This window comes from Saccharibacillus deserti, from assembly GCF_013618475.1.
GTDB classification, from domain to species: domain Bacteria; phylum Bacillota; class Bacilli; order Paenibacillales; family Paenibacillaceae; genus Saccharibacillus; species Saccharibacillus deserti.
Window position 1 is genome coordinate 963,490 of sequence record NZ_JABJVN010000001.1, and the last position, 18,351, is coordinate 981,840.

Annotated in this window: 21 protein-coding genes; 20 read left to right on the plus strand and 1 reads right to left on the minus strand. The window is 54.4% G+C overall.

Features of this window, described 5'->3' with window-relative positions; translation table 11 throughout:
* Positions 1–232 precede the first annotated feature (232 nt).
* The 20 genes from HOP44_RS04260 (at position 233) to HOP44_RS04355 (ending at position 17,812) form a co-directional block, all read left to right on the plus strand.
* The gene (locus HOP44_RS04260; protein WP_172250838.1) at positions 233–634 is read left to right on the plus strand and encodes a LysM peptidoglycan-binding domain-containing protein; all 402 of its coding nucleotides are present in this window, start codon (positions 233–235) and stop codon (positions 632–634) included.
* A gap of 145 nt (positions 635–779) precedes the next feature.
* Positions 780–980: a DUF896 domain-containing protein gene (locus HOP44_RS04265; RefSeq protein ID WP_172250840.1), complete on the plus strand. Its 201-nt coding sequence runs from the start codon at positions 780–782 to the stop codon at positions 978–980.
* A gap of 157 nt (positions 981–1,137) precedes the next feature.
* A complete protein-coding gene (locus HOP44_RS04270; RefSeq protein ID WP_172250842.1) occupies positions 1,138–1,668 on the plus strand; it encodes a hypothetical protein in 531 nt (176 codons plus the stop codon).
* A gap of 61 nt (positions 1,669–1,729) precedes the next feature.
* Positions 1,730–2,539: an HAD family hydrolase gene (locus HOP44_RS04275; RefSeq protein ID WP_172250844.1), complete on the plus strand. Its 810-nt coding sequence runs from the start codon at positions 1,730–1,732 to the stop codon at positions 2,537–2,539.
* Between the two features lie 148 nt (positions 2,540–2,687).
* Complete coding sequence (rnz, locus tag HOP44_RS04280) at positions 2,688–3,629, plus strand: ribonuclease Z (protein ID WP_172250846.1); 942 nt, start codon at positions 2,688–2,690, stop codon at positions 3,627–3,629.
* A gap of 6 nt (positions 3,630–3,635) precedes the next feature.
* Entirely contained in the window at positions 3,636–4,442 is an 807-nt protein-coding gene (locus HOP44_RS04285; protein WP_172250848.1) for an HAD-IIA family hydrolase, read from the plus strand.
* Between the two features lie 28 nt (positions 4,443–4,470).
* Positions 4,471–5,298 (plus strand): Fpg/Nei family DNA glycosylase, encoded by an 828-nt coding sequence (locus HOP44_RS04290; protein WP_172250850.1) that lies wholly within the window; start codon positions 4,471–4,473, stop codon positions 5,296–5,298.
* Positions 5,299–5,325: 27 nt separating this feature from the next.
* Entirely contained in the window at positions 5,326–5,694 is a 369-nt protein-coding gene (locus tag HOP44_RS04295) for a cyclic-phosphate processing receiver domain-containing protein (protein WP_343059754.1), read from the plus strand.
* On the plus strand, positions 5,691–5,999 hold the full coding sequence (locus HOP44_RS04300; RefSeq protein WP_172250852.1) for a thioredoxin domain-containing protein: 309 nt from the start codon (positions 5,691–5,693) through the stop codon (positions 5,997–5,999). Before HOP44_RS04295 ends, HOP44_RS04300 begins: the two co-directional genes overlap by 4 nt.
* 122 nt (positions 6,000–6,121) lie before the next feature.
* Positions 6,122–7,198, plus strand: coding sequence for an SAM-dependent methyltransferase (locus HOP44_RS04305; protein WP_172250854.1), 1,077 nt, complete (start codon positions 6,122–6,124; stop codon positions 7,196–7,198).
* Positions 7,199–7,408: 210 nt separating this feature from the next.
* On the plus strand, positions 7,409–8,812 hold the full coding sequence (locus tag HOP44_RS04310) for a protein kinase domain-containing protein (RefSeq protein ID WP_172250856.1): 1,404 nt from the start codon (positions 7,409–7,411) through the stop codon (positions 8,810–8,812).
* Positions 8,813–8,863: 51 nt separating this feature from the next.
* The gene (locus HOP44_RS04315; protein ID WP_172250858.1) at positions 8,864–9,838 is read left to right on the plus strand and encodes an SAF domain-containing protein; all 975 of its coding nucleotides are present in this window, start codon (positions 8,864–8,866) and stop codon (positions 9,836–9,838) included.
* Between the two features lie 12 nt (positions 9,839–9,850).
* The gene (locus HOP44_RS04320) at positions 9,851–10,522 is read left to right on the plus strand and encodes a hypothetical protein (protein WP_172250860.1); all 672 of its coding nucleotides are present in this window, start codon (positions 9,851–9,853) and stop codon (positions 10,520–10,522) included.
* A gap of 1 nt (position 10,523) precedes the next feature.
* Positions 10,524–11,369, plus strand: a complete 846-nt coding sequence (locus tag HOP44_RS04325; RefSeq protein WP_172250862.1) for a CpaE/TadZ family protein — start codon at positions 10,524–10,526, stop codon at positions 11,367–11,369.
* A 3-nt stretch (positions 11,370–11,372) separates the two neighbouring features.
* Positions 11,373–13,268, plus strand: coding sequence for an ATPase, T2SS/T4P/T4SS family (locus HOP44_RS04330; RefSeq protein ID WP_172250864.1), 1,896 nt, complete (start codon positions 11,373–11,375; stop codon positions 13,266–13,268).
* Positions 13,265–15,343 carry a hypothetical protein gene (locus tag HOP44_RS04335; RefSeq protein WP_172250866.1) on the plus strand — a complete coding sequence of 693 codons (2,079 nt, stop codon included), beginning with the start codon at positions 13,265–13,267 and terminating at the stop codon, positions 15,341–15,343. The genes HOP44_RS04330 and HOP44_RS04335 overlap by 4 nt, the downstream gene beginning before the upstream one ends.
* 36 nt (positions 15,344–15,379) lie before the next feature.
* A complete protein-coding gene (locus HOP44_RS04340) occupies positions 15,380–15,844 on the plus strand; it encodes an ABC transporter permease (RefSeq protein WP_172250868.1) in 465 nt (154 codons plus the stop codon).
* 62 nt (positions 15,845–15,906) lie between these two features.
* Positions 15,907–16,287, plus strand: coding sequence for a hypothetical protein (locus tag HOP44_RS04345; protein WP_172250870.1), 381 nt, complete (start codon positions 15,907–15,909; stop codon positions 16,285–16,287).
* A 3-nt stretch (positions 16,288–16,290) separates the two neighbouring features.
* Entirely contained in the window at positions 16,291–16,842 is a 552-nt protein-coding gene (locus HOP44_RS04350) for a hypothetical protein (RefSeq protein ID WP_172250872.1), read from the plus strand.
* Positions 16,829–17,812: a hypothetical protein gene (locus HOP44_RS04355; RefSeq protein ID WP_172250874.1), complete on the plus strand. Its 984-nt coding sequence runs from the start codon at positions 16,829–16,831 to the stop codon at positions 17,810–17,812. The genes HOP44_RS04350 and HOP44_RS04355 overlap by 14 nt, the downstream gene beginning before the upstream one ends.
* Before the next feature lie 108 nt (positions 17,813–17,920).
* On the opposite strand, the gene HOP44_RS04360 is transcribed toward HOP44_RS04355, so the two are convergent.
* On the minus strand, positions 17,921–18,244 hold the full coding sequence (locus HOP44_RS04360) for a helix-turn-helix domain-containing protein (RefSeq protein ID WP_172250876.1): 324 nt from the start codon (positions 18,242–18,244) through the stop codon (positions 17,921–17,923).
* Between the last annotated feature and the right edge of the window lie 107 nt (positions 18,245–18,351).

The following is an 18,351-nucleotide window of genomic DNA, read 5'->3' on the forward strand; positions in this document are numbered from 1 at the left end:
GAATACGGGAAAATTATATCATAGAACTTCCGTTCGTACAAACGTAAGTTCTAAGATTCGGCTGCGCGTTCTGCCGAATCCGCTCGTTTTCGCTGAAAAGCGGGAGCAGAGCGGATGAGAGAATACGAACAAATTTTCCCGAACAAACGTTCCAAAAACGCTTGTCCAAAACGTATGTTCGTGCTATATTGGATTTCAGAAGGCAGAACAAACGTTTGGGAGAGTGTTGAAAATGCCAAAATACACGACTTATAAAAGTATCTATGAAGCGGCCGGTACACCCGACAAATCGAGCATGGGCGCACCTTATTCCATTTCTTCTTTTTTACATAGTCTGGGACTGTCCAAATCCCGGTGGACGAGAACGGGAGCTTCCCGGATCCGGCTAGTCCTGTTCGTTGTGATCGGACTGTTCGCGGGGACCGGAGTGGTTCATGCCCTGCAGAGCAGCGAACCTGCCGCGGAAGTGCACACGGTTATCGTGTCGCCGGGCGACACCTTGTGGTCCATCGCCGAACGAAGCAAACCGGCCGGAGCGGATATCCGCATTTTCATCACAGGCATTCAGCAGAAAAATGGCCTGACCGGAAGCGAAATTCACGTCGGCGAAGAATTGATTCTTCCCAATTTTTAACGGCTGCACGCAGGGCACTGTGACGGGTGCGAACCCTTGAAGCGTGCGGCTTGTAGAAACCTATAGAGCTTGCAGGGCTGTCGCCTTGACAAGCTCTTTTTTTCATGTGAAAGTATAAAGAAGTATGGTTACAAGGAGGGTGCACATGGATATCGATACTCTGGTAAGCCGGATCAACGAGCTTGCCCGTAAACATAAAGCCGAAGGCTTGAGTGAAGAAGAACATAAAGAGCGTACGGAACTGCGCAAAGTTTACTTGGGCAATATACGGCGCAATTTTCGTCAGGAGCTCGATTCGATCGAATGGGTCGATGGAGAGCCGGGCAGCGACTCGAAGCTGCATTAAGGACCGAAGTCACCCTGTACATCTTCATCCTGGCAGGCGGCGATATCGGGATACGCTTCACCGGAACGGAAACGGCTCGCCGGTTCGCGGAAAAGGGAGTGCCGCGGCTGGGCGGGTTTTTCTTGTATAGAGTCACCTATTTTAAGGGGGAAAACGAATGTCCCGTTCATGGGAGAGAAAGGTACGCCAAAATCAGCAAAAAACAAACAGCCTCAGACAGAAAACCGGGCAGGACCGAATCGGAAGTTCGGGAACAGGCAGCCAAACGTTCGATACGTTCAAAGGAAGAAACTATATGTTCCCATCCTTCCTGCTTATCGTTGCGATTTTCCTGACCATTATTACGGTAGCTGCTCAAACTTCGGGAGTTAAAGAAGCTTCGGGCGCTTCGTACTGGTTTATTATCGTCATGTATCTGATTCTGGCCGTGATCATGTTCCTGCGCCGTCCGTTTCTGCGGATCGGCAAAGACCGGATGAGTACGATTCGCTTCAACCGCGAACGGACGCTGATGGCGGGCGATATTGCCAAATTCCGTATCGAAAAAGGCTACGTGACCGTAGAAACCAAAGGCAAAGGCGCCAACTGGATTTTCTCGCGTTTCCTGAAAATGTTCAAGACGGAAGAGATTGCCCAGCGCGTTACGGAATTTGCGGCCCAGCACCAAATCCCGGTAGAAAAGAAATAGTCCGTTTTTTTGCGGGCAGGAGTCGACAGAACGATTATACGGAAGAGCGAGGGGACAACGAATGACGGTGAACAACGAAGTCAAAGCGGTGATTTTCGATCTGGACGACACGCTGTTGTGGGATGAGCGCAGTGTCAAAGAATCTTTTGTGGCAGCTTCCGAAGAAGCGGCAAGCCGCACGGGCATCGATGCGGATGCGCTCGAAGCGGCCGTGCGCGAGCGAGCACGCGACTTGTATGCGACTTACGAAACTTTTCCTTTTACCCAGATGATCGGCATCAGTCCTTTTGAAGGGCTCTGGGCAAACTTTGATAAAGGCGAACAGCCCGAGTTCCGCAAACTGCAGGAAATCGCTCCCGTTTACCGGAAAGAAGCCTGGCGTCTCGGTCTGGCGGATCTCGGTGTCGAAGACGAAGAGTTGGCTTTGGAACTTTCCGCTCTGTTCGCTTCCGAACGCCGCAAGCGCCCCCTCGTGTATGAGGAGACTTACGAAGTGCTGGATGAACTCAAAGGCCGGGTCAAGCTGCTGCTGCTCACGAACGGCTGCCCTTCGCTTCAACAAGAAAAGTTGGACGGCGTTCCGCAGCTTGTGCCTTACTTTGATCATATCGTGATCTCGGGTACATTTGGCAAAGGGAAGCCGGATACGTCGATCTTCCATCATGCCCTCGATTTGCTTGGGGTCAAACCGGAAGAAGCGTTGATGGTCGGAGACAAGCAAAGCACCGATATCCGCGGCGCATTGGATACCGGCATTCCGTCCGTCTGGATCAACCGCGGCGGGCGTTCGCCTCATTCGGGCATTGTGCCCGTTTATCAAATCGATTCCTTGCGCGACCTGCCCGAGCTGGCGGGAATCCGCGTTTCCTGAGAAATCGGCGACACGGTTTTCCGTCCGCCCGCTGCGGCGGGCGGGCTTTTTTTCGCCCTTTCGCCGAATAGGGGAGAAAAGGCACGGGACGACAACCGAAAATCGGGTATAGGATGCCTATAGAATGAAGAAAAGGAGGAGTGCGGCTGTGGAACTTTATTTTCTCGGCACCAATGCGGGGCTGCCGACCACGCAGCGCAACGTTACATCCGTCGCGCTCCGCATGTTGGAGGAGCGGCGTTCTTCGTGGCTGTTCGACTGCGGCGAAGCCACGCAGCACCAAATTCTTCATTCGCCGCTCAAGTTGAGCCGTCTGGAGAAAATTTTTATCACGCATATGCACGGCGATCATGTCTTCGGGCTGCCGGGGCTGCTGTCCAGCCGCTCTTCGCAGGAGGGCAGCCCGCCGCTTACCGTATACGGACCGCAGGGGCTGAAGCAGTTCCTTGAGGTAACGCTCGGATCGACGCAGAGCCGCGTCACCTTCGGGCTCGAAATCGTGGAACATGCCGGCGGATTGATTTTTGAAGACGAACGATTCAAGGTGGAAGCCCGGGCATTGGAACACCGGATTGAAAGCTACGGTTACCGGATTACGGAAAAAGACCGCCCCGGCAGTCTGAATCTGGAACTCCTGCAGGAATGGGGCGTGCGTCCGGGGCCCGAATACGGTAAGCTTAAGAATGGAGAGAGTCTCGAAGTGGGTGGGCGTCTCATTACGCCCGAACAGGTTCTTGGCCCGCCCAAACGCGGGCGCGTAGTAACGATTCTGGGCGATACGCGTCCAACACCGAATATCGATCCGCTAGCACACGGAGCGGATGTGCTGGTGCACGAGTCGACTTTCACCGACGAATTTTCCGATTTGGCCTATACGTATTACCACAGCACAGCTGTTCAGGCTGCCGAAGCGGCAAAAAAGGCGGGGGTGGGCGAGCTGATCTTGACCCATTTCAGTTCGCGTTACAAAGATCTGGAACAGCTCCAGCCTCTGCTGGATGAAGCAAAGGCCATATTTGTACACACGCAGCTGGCGATCGAACATCACGTGTATCCGATCCGCCTTGCGCACGAACAAGAAAAGGAATGAAGACAGATGCAGAGCCGAAATGCGCTTTTGATTGATCTGGATGGAACGCTTTATCACGGTGAACGCAGGGTGCCCGGCGCCGACGAACTGATTACGGCGCTGGACGAGCAGGGGATTCCGTTTCTTTTTCTGACGAACAATTCGTCCGCCGCACCGGAAACGGTTGCGCTCAGGTTGAATAAAATGGGAATCCCGGCCAAACCCGAACAGGTCTGCACCTCTTCAATGGCGGCCGCCGCTTATATGGCGGCGCGGAAGCCCGGAGCTTCCGCCGCTATCTTCGGCGAGTCGGGACTGCGCGGAGCGGTTGCTGCAGCCGGATTGACCGAGTTTACAGGCCAGACCGGAAAGCCGGATTATGTGATCCAGGGGATCGACCGCGAGTTTTCGTACGAAAAGCTGGCGCGCGCGGGCAGCTTGATTCTGGCCGGAGCCGAATTTGTTCTGACCAATCCCGACCTGCTGCTGCCTTCCGAAGGCGGTTTGATGCCGGGAGCGGGCACGCTTGGCGCTTCGCTGGAAGCGATGACAGGCGTTAAACCGACGGTTATCGGCAAACCTTCGCCGATTCTGATGAATTTTGCTTTCAATCTGCTGGGCGTCGGCGCTTCGCAGGTCACGATCATCGGCGATAATATGATGACCGATATCAAAGCCGGTGCCGATTCCGGCTGCCGCTCGCTGCTGCTGCTGACCGAAGAAGGCGTAACGACACCGGGCAATCTGGAGCGCCACAAGAAATTGTCCGGCGTAGAGCCGGATCTGGTCCGATCGACGCTGCAAGAAGTACGGGAATGGGCATTAAGCCGATAAAGACCGATAAAGAAAGGAACGATGCGCTATGCCGGAACTGCCGGAAATCGAACATTATCGCAGACAGCTTGGACAATGGATACTGGATCGACCGATCGAACACGTCCATCTGCATCATGCAAGCAGTACAGATGTCGTGCCGGAAGAGTTTGCCGCTGCACTGAAAGGAAGAAGTCTGCTCTTTTTGGAACGCCGCGGGACTTTTCTTGTTTTCCATCTCGACAATGGACATCGCCTTCTGATTGCTTTGGCCAAAGACGGAGCTTTATACTGCGGCGAAGCCGGGGAGGAGCCTCCGTTTGTCTCGCAAGCCGAGATCGGTTTCGGCGAACGGACGCTGTACGTTGCAGGCAAAGGCAGCGTGCTGCGCCTGCTTACGGTACGCGGACTCGACGACGTCTTGAAGACGCTGGGTCCCGATCCTTTTTCGCGTCAAGCCACGCCTGAATATTTCTTGACCCAACTCAAAAAACGCCGCGGCGCGCTGCGCAGTATTCTGACCGGGCAAAAACTCCTATCGGGCATCGGACCGCGTTATGCGGACGAGATTGCTTTTGCGGCCGGGCTTTTGCCTTCCGTCAAAGTACAGGACCTGAACGGCGAAAGCGCCGCACGGTTGTACGAAGCGCTTGAAGAAGTGCTGGAAGCCGCGATCGATTCGGGCGGCTGTATCGCGACTCCGCTGAGTGCGGAAGACACGATAACCGGCGGATACCTGTCGCAGTGCCGAGTCTACGAACGCGAAGGCGAAGCGTGTACCGAAGGCGGATCGTTGGTGCAGAAGATGGATGTAGCAGGCAAAAAAGCTTTCTATTGTCCGCAATGCCAGTATGAGCAGACGCCCGTTTTTTCTTGACCGAAGGCCTTCGAGAGGAGTGAAAAGGTGACGAATACGGAAAACAAACCGAAAATCCATCTCTACATGGACGATTGGCGTCCTTGTCCCGACGGCTTTGCTTTGGCCCGTACCGGCGAAGAATGCCTGACCCTGCTGCAGGAATGCGAAGTTGGCATTTTGTCGCTCGATCATGAAATGGGACCGGGTGAACCGAGCGGAAGCGAAGTTGCGGCGAGAATCGTAGCGAACGGCACCTTCCCTCAAGAAATTTATTTGCATACATCCAGTGAGTACGGCCGGCGCAGCATGTACGAAATTTTGTATGCGGGCAAACCGGATCATGTCGTGCTGCATCGCGGTCCTATGCCCGACGAGGTCCGCAAACGTACGGCGGACGAACAATCGAGCCCGTGAGAGAATCGACGGAAAAGGAACTGCTGCGCTGGATTGAAGCTGGAGAACGTCAAATTATCGTTTTCGGACATACCCCTTTTTGCGGAACATGCCGTGTCGCCCGCCGTATGCTTGAAGTGGTCGAACAGATGAATCCGGAAATCGACGTGTATGCGCTGGATCTTAACTTTGCGCCCGCGTTTATTCAAAAGTACCGGATCAGCAGTACGCCTTCGCTGAGCGTATTCGAGCCGGGCAGACGCGGCGAGCCCAGAACGGTCTACGCGATGCAGTCGGTTCCGCATCTGCTCGATTTTATCGGGTAACCGCAAATCGGCCTGACCGTGCGCAAAACGAAGTAAGAAGGAACGAACAAGACGAGACGCGGCGGGCGGGGATTTCCGGTCAACGGACCCTGCCGCCCGGACTCTGTGGAGGGTAACGTATTTTGAGTGAGCATGAAAAAGAAAACGTAGAGCAGGCCGATTTGGCGGAAACGGTCCAGGAAGAAAGTCTTTTTATTTGTACCGCCAACCGTGATTTCGCCGCTTACGCGCAGGAAGAACTTCGCCGGTTGTTCGGATCGGTCAAAAGCAGTGTGCTGAGCGATCGCGAAGTACTGCTGGTCCGGTTGAATACAGGGACGGAGGACGCGGTGCGTCAGATTGCGGACAGCCGTCCCGTTTTCCTGCGCCATATCCAGCCTGTCCAATTCGAGCGTCAAGGCGAAAATGTCGGCGAGCTGCTGAGCGAAGCGGCTGCGTTCGTGGCGGGCAGCGGATTGATCGGAGCAGGAATCAAAGCGGCGCTTCAGGTTCGCAAAAGCGAGGATGCCGGAGGCGAAAGCGCTCCGAAGCTCAAAGAATGGCTGGAAGAGCTTCTGCGCGCAACGGAAGCCGAGTTCGTCTCGGCGGGTGCCGATTGGATCGTGTCGGTCTATGTGACTGCAGGAGCCGTATATGCCGGTGTGTCGCGTCCCGAAGACAATCTGTCGGACTGGAGCGGCGGAGCGGTTCGTTTTCGCCGGGAAGAAGGACAGCTGTCCCGTGCCAAATTCAAGCTGCTGGAAGCCGAGCGCGAGTTCGGTCTGGATCTGTCGGCTTACCGCAGTGCGGTCGATATCGGAGCGGCACCGGGCGGCTGGACTTCGCTGCTGCTTGAACGGGGACTGAAAGTCACGGCGGTCGATCCGGCCAAACTGCATCCGTCGCTGCTCAAAATGCCGAATTTGACTTATATCCGCAAGAATGCGGCCGAAATGAAATTTCGGGAAAACGAGTTCGATCTGCTGGTATGCGACATGAGTTGGAGCCCCAAGCTGATGGTACAGCTGGTGACCGGACTGCTGCATGCGCTCACGCCTGGCGGTACGGCTGTCGTGACGATCAAATTGATGCACAAAAAGCCGATGGCGCTGATCAAGGAAGTCATCGCTTCGTTTGAAGAGTCGCGTCTGCAGGTACAGGGTGCCAAACAGCTGTTCCACAACCGGGAAGAAATCACGCTTTACATGATCAAGTATTAAGAAATAGGTCTTTACACTTGGCGAGCAATAGGTTTATAATGACCTCAAAATCATAAAAGCGACAATACAGGGAAAGCATCCCTCATGAACCCGGTCTTCGGACCCGGTTCGCGAGGGGTGCTTTCTTTTTTTGTCCGGAAAGGGGTGGGGTTCTTCATGCCGTACCCGTCAAATTTGGAACGAGGCGCCCTCATAGGAGAACGATATCGGGTGGAAGGCATATTGGGAAGCGGAGGGATGGGCAAGGTCTATCTAACTTCCGATGCCAAGCTTCCGGGCAAACGGTGGGCGGTCAAGGAAACGATGGCCGATACGGCGGATTATGAACGGATCGAAAATGAAGCGCGTATGCTGACCCGTCTGCGCCATCCGAGTCTGCCGCAGGTCGCCGATTTTTTTCCTCCGGATGCGGAGGGCCGCGTATTTCTTGTGATGGAATACATCGAAGGCATGAATCTGGGCGATTATGCGGAACGGTTGGGCGGGTATCCGGCTGTTCCTTTCATACTTGATCTGGCCCTGAGGATTTGCGAAGTGTTGGAGTATTTGCACGGACAGAGTCCTCCGGTCGTTTTTCGCGACCTGAAACCCGGCAATGTGATGATCGGTCCGGATGGAACGGTCCGCCTGATCGATTTCGGGATTGCACGCAGCGCAACTCCCGACAAAAATGCGGACACCGTGAAGCTTGGCACGATCGGTTTTGCGGCGCCTGAGCAGTATGAAGGAAAAAGCGACCCTGCCAGCGACCAATACGCTCTTGGCGCACTGCTGCTGTATCTGGGTACCGGAGGACGCTTCAGCGAATGGACGGCCGAAGCGCAGCGGGCACTTCGGCCGGATCTTCCGCCGCCGCTGATTCCGGCAATCCGCAAAATGCTCAGTTATCGCCGGGAAGACCGCTATCCGAATCTGTCGGAAGTGGAAAGGCTGCTGCGGCCCGCTCGGATCGAAAGCGAACAAGTTCCATCTGCCAAAAGCGGAGGAGGAACCTTGACGATTGCGGTGCTTGGGACTTTTGCCGGCTGCGGCACGACGCACACGGCCATAGCGGCGGCACATACGCTGGCAAAAGCAGGCGGCCGAACCGCCGTTGTCGAACTAGGCAGCCGTTTCGGCGCTTTTGAACGGCTTGCCGGAGAATGGATAGGCGAACCGCTGAAAGGAAAAACCAGCTTTACGGTTCAAGGGGTCGATTATTGGCCGGCAGCCAAACGCGAAACGCTGGCGGAGATTTTGGGCAGAGGTTACCGCCACGTGGTGCTTGATCTGGGGCTGTGCAGGGAGGAGCGGGATTTCGAAGAATTCCAGCGTGCCGATTTTGCCTGGATCGTCGGTTCGGGCAGCGAGTGGAGAAGCGGCGATCTGACCGCTTTTGCTCATCGCGAAAGTCTCCGCTTCCGCCCCAAATGGACGTATCTTCTGCCGCATGCGCTGCCGGAAACGGTTCGGGAGATGCGCGGCAGACTGGGACACAAAAAAGTCTTTTCGCTGCCCCCGCTGCCCGATCCGTTCGGAGGAGGGGCCGAATCGAAGAAGGCTTTTGAGCCGATGCTGGGTGCGCTGTATACACGCGCCGAGCGGCGTTCCCTGCTGAAGCGCAAGCCAAGGTAAAAAGGGCGGGAAACCGCGTTCAAGTGCAGGAAACGAAGGGAGAAACGAATCATGTCGAGAATCAAATTTCGCCAGCGTCAGCGTCTGTTGGCCGGCGTGGCGGGAGCCGCGGCGGCACTGCTGATCGGGGCGGCGGCGGTCATCCCGTATGTCCGTCATATTGAGAAGAAATACGAAGGAGAGCAGGTGGTGTACGAACGGCAGATCGAGGAGATGAACGCCGAACGAATTCCGGTCTTTGCGCTCAAGCGCGATATCCGGGCAGGAGAAAAAATCGAATCCGACGATCTTGCGGAAATCGAAGTGGTTAAAGCGACAGTGCCCAGCGATATGCCGGGCAAGGAAGACGCAGTGGGCCGTTACGCCAAGGTCTCTCTGCCTCGCAATACGCCGGTAAGCTCGTCCATGCTGTATGAAGGCGAAGTCACGCCCAAAGATTTGCGGAATCAGGAATTCCGTTTGATCGAACTGCCAAGTCGCCTGCAGACGGGAGAATTTATCGATGTGAGGGTCAAGTTTCCGACCGGCGAAGATTTTATCGTCCTGTCGAAAAAGCGCACCGAACAATTGGCATCCGGCACGGTGTGGTTACGGATGAACGAACGCGAGATTTTGACGATGTCTTCGGCTATTGTCGATGCTTACCTGAACGATGCTTCAATCTACGCGGTCACTTATGTCGAGCCGGGACTTCAGCAGGCGGCGGCCGTTACGTATCCGTCCAACGCCCGTGTGCTTGATCTGATCGAAAACGATCCGAATATTGTTCAGCGTGCCGTTACCGAACTCGAGCGCCGGATGCGCGACAAACTGGAAACCGGACTCGACCTGCTTACGCCCGAAGAGATCCAGAAGTATATCAACAACAAAGCCAACAGCGCTGTCATCAATCCGGGAACGCAGGACAATGCCTTGATCCCGGATGAACAGGCGTCTGCAGACGGCGGCGCAGGCAGCCAAACGCCCGCCGCTCCGCAGGAAGAACCGGCTGATCCGGGTTCGGCGGAAGCCGCAGCGGGCAACTGAGGAGGAATCGAATTGAACGAAGCTGTTTTTATAGGAGACTGCGACAAAAGCGATCTGCTGTTTTATCTGGGGAAACTGGCGGCGGAGGCGGGGCGCAAAGTGCTGATCGTCGATTATACGCTGCACCGAAATTACGAGTTTTCTTTTCCGGCTTTGGATATGCCCGGAGAGCCGCAGGAATATGACGGATTCGAAGTTTGGATTCCTGCGGACGGCATACAGCCCGGCAGACGGACGGACTATGATCTGGTTCTGTACGATACGGATGATCCGCGGCGGCTGCCGCAGCTTCCGGAGTCGGCATGCCGTTTTCTGGTCACGGGGTGTGAACAAACGTCTGTCCGACGGGGCATAAGGCTGCTGGAACATTTTTTCGCGGATCGTCCGATCGCCGAGCTGTGCGCTTTTCGCAAAGTGCTGATCGAAGGAGCGAGCGAGCCGGGAGAAGCTTATTTTTCCGAGCAGTTTGAGCCTTTTCCGGTCGACTGGAAAGAGTCTTTCGTTTATTATCCCGACGAACGCGATTTGGCGCTGAAGATTGGCAATCAGTATGCCGGAAGATTGAAGCTCAAAGGCCTATCGCCGGAAATGAAAAAAGCCGTACAGGGGATTGCATCGGTTTTGCTGGAAAAAGAACAAAAGGAAATACGCAAGCTCTGGAAAAGAGCCGAGAGGAGCAAATGAGATGGGGCAAATCGCATTTTGGAGCGTGGGACATGGAGCGGGGGTAACCGCATCGGTCGCCGCCGTCGCGTCATTGATCGGAAGCGAATATCGGATTCGGACGCTGGTTTCGCAGCCGCAGGGAGAAGAGAATACGCTGGAGCGGGGGTTTGCCCGCTCGATCAATACATACAGCCGCAACCTGTCTACGGAGGCGGGAACAGGGCTTGATGCGCTGGTCCGTCTGGCCCGCAGCGGGAAGCTGGAGCGGGAAACGGTCAAGAATAACGCGCTGCTGATCGAACGCGACCGTCTCGATCTGCTCAGCGGGTCGGAGCGGATGAATCGGCTGCAGTTTGAAAATGCCGGCGGCCTGATCGGAAACATCTATGCCCAGGCCCGAGGGTATTACGACTGCATTTTGCTGGATATCCGCTCGGGAACCGACAGTCCGGCTGCCGCCCAGGCGCTTGCGGACTCGGACTTGGTCGTCGTGTGTCTGAACCAGAATGCGGGGATGCTGGAGCGTTATTTCGACCGCAGCGGTTGGCCGGCCGAACTTCACGGCAAAAAGCAGCTGCTGCTGTTCTCCGGATACGATCCGCGTTCGAAGTACAAAGCGTCCAATATTTTGCGAAAATACGGCCGCAGGGAACCGACATTGACTCTGCCGTACAATTCCGATTTCCGTGACGCGGTCAACGACGGCGATATCAAAGGATTTATTGCGCGAAGCCGCCCGCTTGACCGCAGACACGACAATTACCCGTTTATCACGGAAGTACGCCGGACGGCGGAGAAACTGCTGGAAGAAATCGGCGTAAACACAAGATTGAAACATGTGAATGCCGCCAAAGGAGCGTCGTAAAGCATGGATTGGATAAATCTGCTCCTGATTGCCGGGATTCTGATCGGAGTCTTGTTAGGGCTGTTTCTGATCCTTCGCCAAAGTCCTTCGAACGAAGACCGGTACGGGCAAAATGCAGAGCCGTTCACCGTCGAAGGACTTCAGGCTTACGTTACAACGGCTGTCAATGCGTTCGTCAATGCCAACCTGCTTGATCTCGGTCTGTCTCCGGAAGAGTTCGAACGCAGAAGAAATGTGGTAGCCGAACTCAAAAACTCGCTCAAGGCTTGCAGTTCCGGCAGCCTGGCGGACAAAACCTACGTGAAGTCGTTTATTGCCGATCTGCTGCTTCGGGGCGGCGCTGTCAACGAAACGACCATCGATCAGGTACTGCCTTTCGGAGACGAGCGGCGGCTCAGCGATCCGGATAAGTTCGATATTCTGCTGCATGTCTACAAGCGGGAGCACGGGATGCAGGCTTTAAGCGTGCTGTTCGAAAAGTACGGGTTGGCGGAATTGAAATCCGTGATCGAAAACGGAGAAACCGAGTCGCATATCATCACTGCCGAAGAGATTCGGGATCTGTACGCCCGGGAATCTCCGTCCTTGTCGTTTGACGACAAACTGCAGATCGTAGTCCAGCGCATCTATCAGCAGTACAAAGGGTTCGGGCCGATCGACGAGCTGCGCGATCAGACGATCGACGGCGTATCGGGCGGAGTCTCCGGTCTGCCTTCGCAAATGCGGGAAATCGAGGATGAGGTAGAGCTGATGCAGTCCATGCGAGAAAAAGGGCCCAGAGGCTGCGACAGCGTCTGGATCTTCTATCGGGGGAAATCGATCCGTTTGGCTTTTCTCGGCTTTGGCAGCGACTTGGAACTCAAGCGGGTCTGCCAGAACATTTACAAGTTCGGAAGTCCCGGGCAGCTGTCCGAAGCCAAAGCGTACATGGTCAACGAAATGCAGGACGGATCCCGGGTAGTGGTTGTGCGGCCTCCTTTTTCCGAAAGTTGGGCGTTTTTCGTCCGCAAGTTCGATCTGCCCAATTTGAGTCTGGACCGTTTGCTTGCTTCGGAACGCGTAAGCGGAGCCGAGCTGCCGATCCGGATGCTGGATTACCTGATGAAAGGTGCCCAGGTAACCGCCGTGACGGGAGAACAGGGGTCGGGAAAAACAACGCTGTTGATGGCTATGGTCAAAAGCATCTACGGTACCTTCAACCTGCGGGTTCAAGAGCTGGCGTTCGAGCTGCACCTGCGCCGATTATATCCCGAACGCAACACGCTGGCTTTTCGCGAAACGGATAAGATCAGCGGTCAGGAAGGACTGGATCTTCAGAAAAAAACAGACGGTACGGTCAATATCCTAGGTGAGGTAGCCACGGATCCGGTAGCGGCGTGGGCGGTCCAGATGTCCCAGGTCGCAAGCAAATTCACGGTGTTCAGCCACCATGCCAAAACAACGAAAGACTTGATCTGGTCGCTGCGCAATTCGCTGCTTAAGACGGGAACTTTCCAAAATGAGCGTATCGCCGAAGAACAGGTGGCGAGTGTGATTGCCTTCGATGTGCATTTGGAAAAAGAACGAGAGGGTACCCGGTATATCGAGCGGGTAACCGAATGCCTGGTGCTCGACCCGGACGAAGAAGGGTTTGCGGAGCTTGGACGCAGACTTGCGAACGGCGCAGACGAGGCCGCGGCACTGAACGTCCTGGCGCAGGCGAATCTGAATTATTACCGCCGGATGACGGGGCGAACCTTCGAAGCCCGCAACATTATCGAATTCCGCGATGGGGTCTATGTTGCGCTTCACCGGCCTACGGCGAGAAAAGTCGAACAGATGGCGAGTAATATGTCAAAGGCGGACGCAGCGTCTTTCCGTGCTTTTCTGGAACGGTACTGGGGGAGCGAATCCGCATGAATATGAAACTGCCGATCCTGCTTGCGCTGGTTCTGTACCTGGTTCCCGCCGTACTCTGGTTTGTGCTGAAACGCCGCAGAACATCCGGCAGCAGCGAAGAAGAATCGCTGACCAGCTGGATGAATCGGCAGCCGGGTCTGAAGAAAGACAATCCCGCACTTACGCGCTTGTACCAGCGTTCCTACGTCCGTTTCTCGAAGATTCCGATTTTTCGCGGACAAGTCAAGCGGATCCGTCAGCGTCTTATGGTAGTCAGTCCGTACGACGAGATGACCCTGCGCAAAGAAACGATGAGAATTACGTACGCCGTGCTGTTGATCGTGCTCAGTCTCGTTCTGGCACTGGCCCTGTTTGGCCGGAATTATTCCGTGATGGTGTTGGGGTTGATCGGCTGTCTGGCTCTGAACGGCATGCTGATCGATCTGTTCGTTCATCGCGTGGAAAACCGTTTGTTAAAAGATTTCCGGGACTTTCTCGAAGATCACCGGCACCAATTCCAGGCGACCCGAATGGTGGATGAAGCCATTTACGAAGCGGCCCAGCTGTCCGGACACGATATGAAGCTGCACGGCGAGCGGATCCACGGCGTACTGACAGCCAAAGATCCGGCCCGCAGCCTGACTTCTTACTACGAGGTGGCGCCCAACCGTTATCTGAAAGGATTTACCGGAATTGCCTACATGATTATGGAATATGGAGACAAGGCTACATCCAAAGGTTCGCTGTACCTGAACGCCATCAGCAAATTTGTGCAGGACATCAACTTCGATCTGCTGCGCAGAAACCGGCTGAGTTATCAGCTGAACAGCCTGACCGTAATTGCTCTGGCTCCGATTCTGCTGTCTTTTCCGCTGCAGCGCTGGGCCGAGAACTATTTCCCCGTAATGGGTGAATTTTATGAAGGCCGAATCGGGACGGCGTCCAAACTGCTGCTGTATGCGGTGTCCGTTACCGCTTATGTATTGATCCGTAAATTGGCGGAAACGGAAGAATCGCGGTATACGCCCAAATCCGGAGGTATACGCTGGGAGAAAAAGCTGTACGCCTACCGCTGGATTCGTTATGTGGTCGATCGGTTCGTACCTCCGCCGCACACAAAAGCTCATCTTCACCTGTCCAGGCTGATCAAAGAATCGAATTCGCCTCTCATGCTCGAATGGCTGACGGTCAGACGTCTGCTGCTCGGACTGCTGGCGGCTGTATTTACGCTTGGTATGTTCCTTTCCGTACACGGGCATCAAGCGGAGAGGATCCGTGAAGCTCCGACTTATTTGAAAGGCGGTCTGATGATCGGGCGCGTGAACGACGAAGAACGCACGGAAGCCGAGCGCCGTACCGAATTCGACCGGGAAATCATGAACGGAATCGAAACCCGCGGAGCGTCGTGGGAAGAAACGGTTCGGCAGCGTATCCGCCAAAATTCGGGAGAGCTGCTGAGCGAAATTCAACAGAATGAAGCGGCTGTCCGGATTATTCAAAAATTGGACGAGGCGGATAACGAATACCTGAAATGGTGGGAGGTGCTGATTGCTGCGGGAATAGGGGCGGCCGCCTATTTCGTGCCGCTGGGTATCATGCATTTTCAGCGGCGGGTTCGGGGGATGGAGATGCAAAGCGAAGTCGACCAGTTCCGAATGCTGCTCTCGATTCTGAGTCAGTTCGACCGGATCAGTGTGGATATTATTCTGGAATGGCTGGAACGTTTCGCGATCATTTTCAAGCCGGCTCTTCAACGCTGTCTGCTCGATTTCGATGCCGGCGCTTCTACGGCGCTGGCCGAACTTAAGAACGAAGCACCGTTCCCGTCGTTTGTCCGGTTGATCGAACGGCTCGAGAATGCGCTGGAGCGTATTTCGGTTCTGGAAGCGTTCGACGATCTGGAGATGGAACAGGAATATTACCGGGAGCAGAAAAAAGAAACGATGGACCGTCTGATCGAAAACAAAGCGAGTTGGGGCCGCGATATCGGATTCGCTCCGATTCTTTTTATGCTCGGGGCCTATATTATTGTGCCGTTCCTGTACGTTTCGTTTATGCAGATGAAAGACCTTATCGCTCAACTGAGCCGAATTTAGATTTATCCAACTTCACTTAAAAGGGGATTACTTATTATGGGAAGCAATGCAACTTCGGGATTGAAATTGGCTGCCGGTATTTTTCTTACGCTCGCCCTGATTACGACGGTGGTCGTCATCTTTATTTCTTCGCAGGATGCGGCCAAGGAAGGGCAGACGCAGTTTTCGACGATTCAGACGCAGCTTTCGCAGACACGCTTCAATATTTACGAAAATACGACGTTGTCCGGCAGTCAGGTCATGAACGCCGTTCGCCAATACAACAATGATGCGCAGTTTGGCGTTTACGTATTGACCGGCAAAGGCGGCGCGACTTATTACGGCAGCCAGTTCAACCAAACGACCGGCGTGATCGCGGGGGAAGACAAGAACACGAACCTGAGCCCGGCTCTGAACGAAGCGGACAACAACTTTATCAATCCTTCGGGGAAATTCAAATCGTCCATTGTACGCGATGCCAACAACATGGTACGCGGAATCATTTTTACCCAAGCCAAATAAAAATCCGAGCAGAAGCGTTGGTTCTCCGGTAATGCCGGGAACCAACGCTTACGGGGGAAGACATGGGAAACGCAAAAAGTTTCATGATGCTGGCGGCAGTGTTCTTTTTGTTCATCGGTGCTTGTACCTATGCGGCGGAAATCGTGCATGCGATCGACGGAGGAACCCGCCTGCTTTATCGCGTGAACGAAAATAACGACAGCAAAATAAAAGCCAAGCTGGATGCTGCGGGAAGCGAAGCGTACAGCGCGGCGCAGATTGTCTGCATGATCCGGAATATCGAAGAACTCGACGCCGACATTGAGGTCGACGGCCTTCTTTATTCGCGCAGCATGGACTATGAAGGCCTGAATCCGGCTCTAGTCGATTCAAGCAAAATCTATCGTGCGGTCTATATGCGGGATATTTCCGGGTATTTGATCAAAATCGTATTTAGGGGCTGAAAGATGAAATATGTAACCGGCATATTCGCCGCCCTGCTGGCCGTTCTGCTGCTGTTTATGTATCCGATGTACGAACAGGCGAGAAGCCAGGACAAAATCGCCGGCAGTATCGTCCAGGGGGCCGCCGCTCGTCTTGTCGACAGCGCACGCACCAAAGGGATGCTGACTCCGCAGATGTACGAAGAGTTTAATGCGCAGCTGGCTGCGACCGGCAATCAATATGAAGTGGAACTGGAACATTTGCACAAAAAGTACAATCCCGATTACAGCGATCCCGCGCGCGCCGATACGTTCCAAAACAGTTTTACGATATTTTATGACGGGTTCTATAACGAACAGATTCTTCCAATCCTGTTTCCGGATAACGGTACACCGCCCGAAGACGCTTCCCGTGTTTACAAGATGCAGGTAGGCGATTATATTGGGATCCGGTTAAAAAACGTCAATCGAACCGCGGCGGTGCAGCTATGGGATTTTCTTGTCCATGACAACACGGAAGATGCGGCATCGGTCTTGATGAACTACGAAGGAATGGTTCTCAATGAAGATTACTAGCTTTGCGATTGTGTTCGTTCTTATTTTTTATCCGCTGTTCCAGATCGCTTTCATGCATCTGGAGGACCAGGATCGGGCCCAACGTCTTACAGACCGGTACAATATGATGATGAAGACGGCTATTCAGGATGCGGCTTATGTATTGAACGAGACGGTGGACCAGGATTTTGAGCCCGGGTACGGATCGAGGAAGTTTTTTCGCGCCAATAAAGAACGTGCAGTCGAGACGTTCTACCGGACGCTTGCGCTGAATTTTAATATCGACGGGGATTCGGTGGCTCTTGGCGCACTTGCCGGATATGTTCCGGCAATCGCCGTAATCGATTATGACGGATACTCCATTTATGCTACGGAATCTTTTGTTGATGCCGACGGACAAGCGCAGATGGGAGAGGTATGGTCTCCGAAAAAGCCTTACACCTACTCGGATGCCCAAAACAACACGGTGCAGTTTTCTTTGGACGGATTTGTAAAGTGCTTCGATCGCGTTTCCGGCCGTTGGGTGCAGGGACCTCGAAGCGAACTGGCCGATACCTTACAGATCCCTCTGCTGCGCGATGCGGAATTGTTCGAAAGCGTCCGCCGGCAGACGATTATTAACGGGATACAAAGCGACCTCGCTTACACGATCAACCGGCACAACCGTTACGCGGCCCGCTACGGGATCGATTACGTATTCACGCTGCCGCAAATTTCCGGGGAGGAGTGGGACAACGGAATTGACGATATCGGTTTTGCGGCTTTTCTGCAGGGAATACCGGTCGGCGATCAGCAGTATAACAATTACTCGTTTGCGGGAGGGCGTCTTACGAAAAAGAAAATGGTCTATGCGTCCGCGGATCCGAAGACGGGAATCAAATACTACTCGCGGAATCCGGCCGAGCTGCCTGCCAAGATCGAAGAACGTTTTGAAAGCGAGAAAGAGGCTGCGCGTTCGGGTTATTTCCCTGTCCGAAGCGATCGTCCTTGAACGGAGAGAACCTGCGGCGGCGCAAGGCCGACGATAGACAGGCGGCGGTAAACAGACAAGGGTAAAGAGCAAAATAGGATCGGAATTCAGGGAAAGCCCGGCAGGGATTCACTTGCTGCGTCCGCTTTCAAAACTGCGCAGCAGTTCAAGCAGATGATGCTGTTGGGGTTCGGTCAAGCGGTTGAACAGTTCGAGTACCGCACGTTCGTTTTCTTTTAACGGATGTTCAAGCAGGTCGTCGATCGGAAGCAGTTCGGACAGCGGAATGCCCAGTGCACGGCTGAGGCTGCTCAGGGTGTTGAGCCTGGGGGAGCGCCGATTGCATTCGATATCGCTGATCGAGGATTGGGAGACATTGGCGCGATGCGCCAATTCAACCGAGGAGAGGTGACGAGCTTTGCGCAGATAGCGCAGTTTGCTTCCGATATCCATAAGATCCGCCTTTCTCTGAGAAAAGATAAATAAATGGTGGAAACAGGGCAGATCTTGATAAGTTCCGAACTCAGCCCTCAAGTAAGAATATATACCGAATCGGAGCC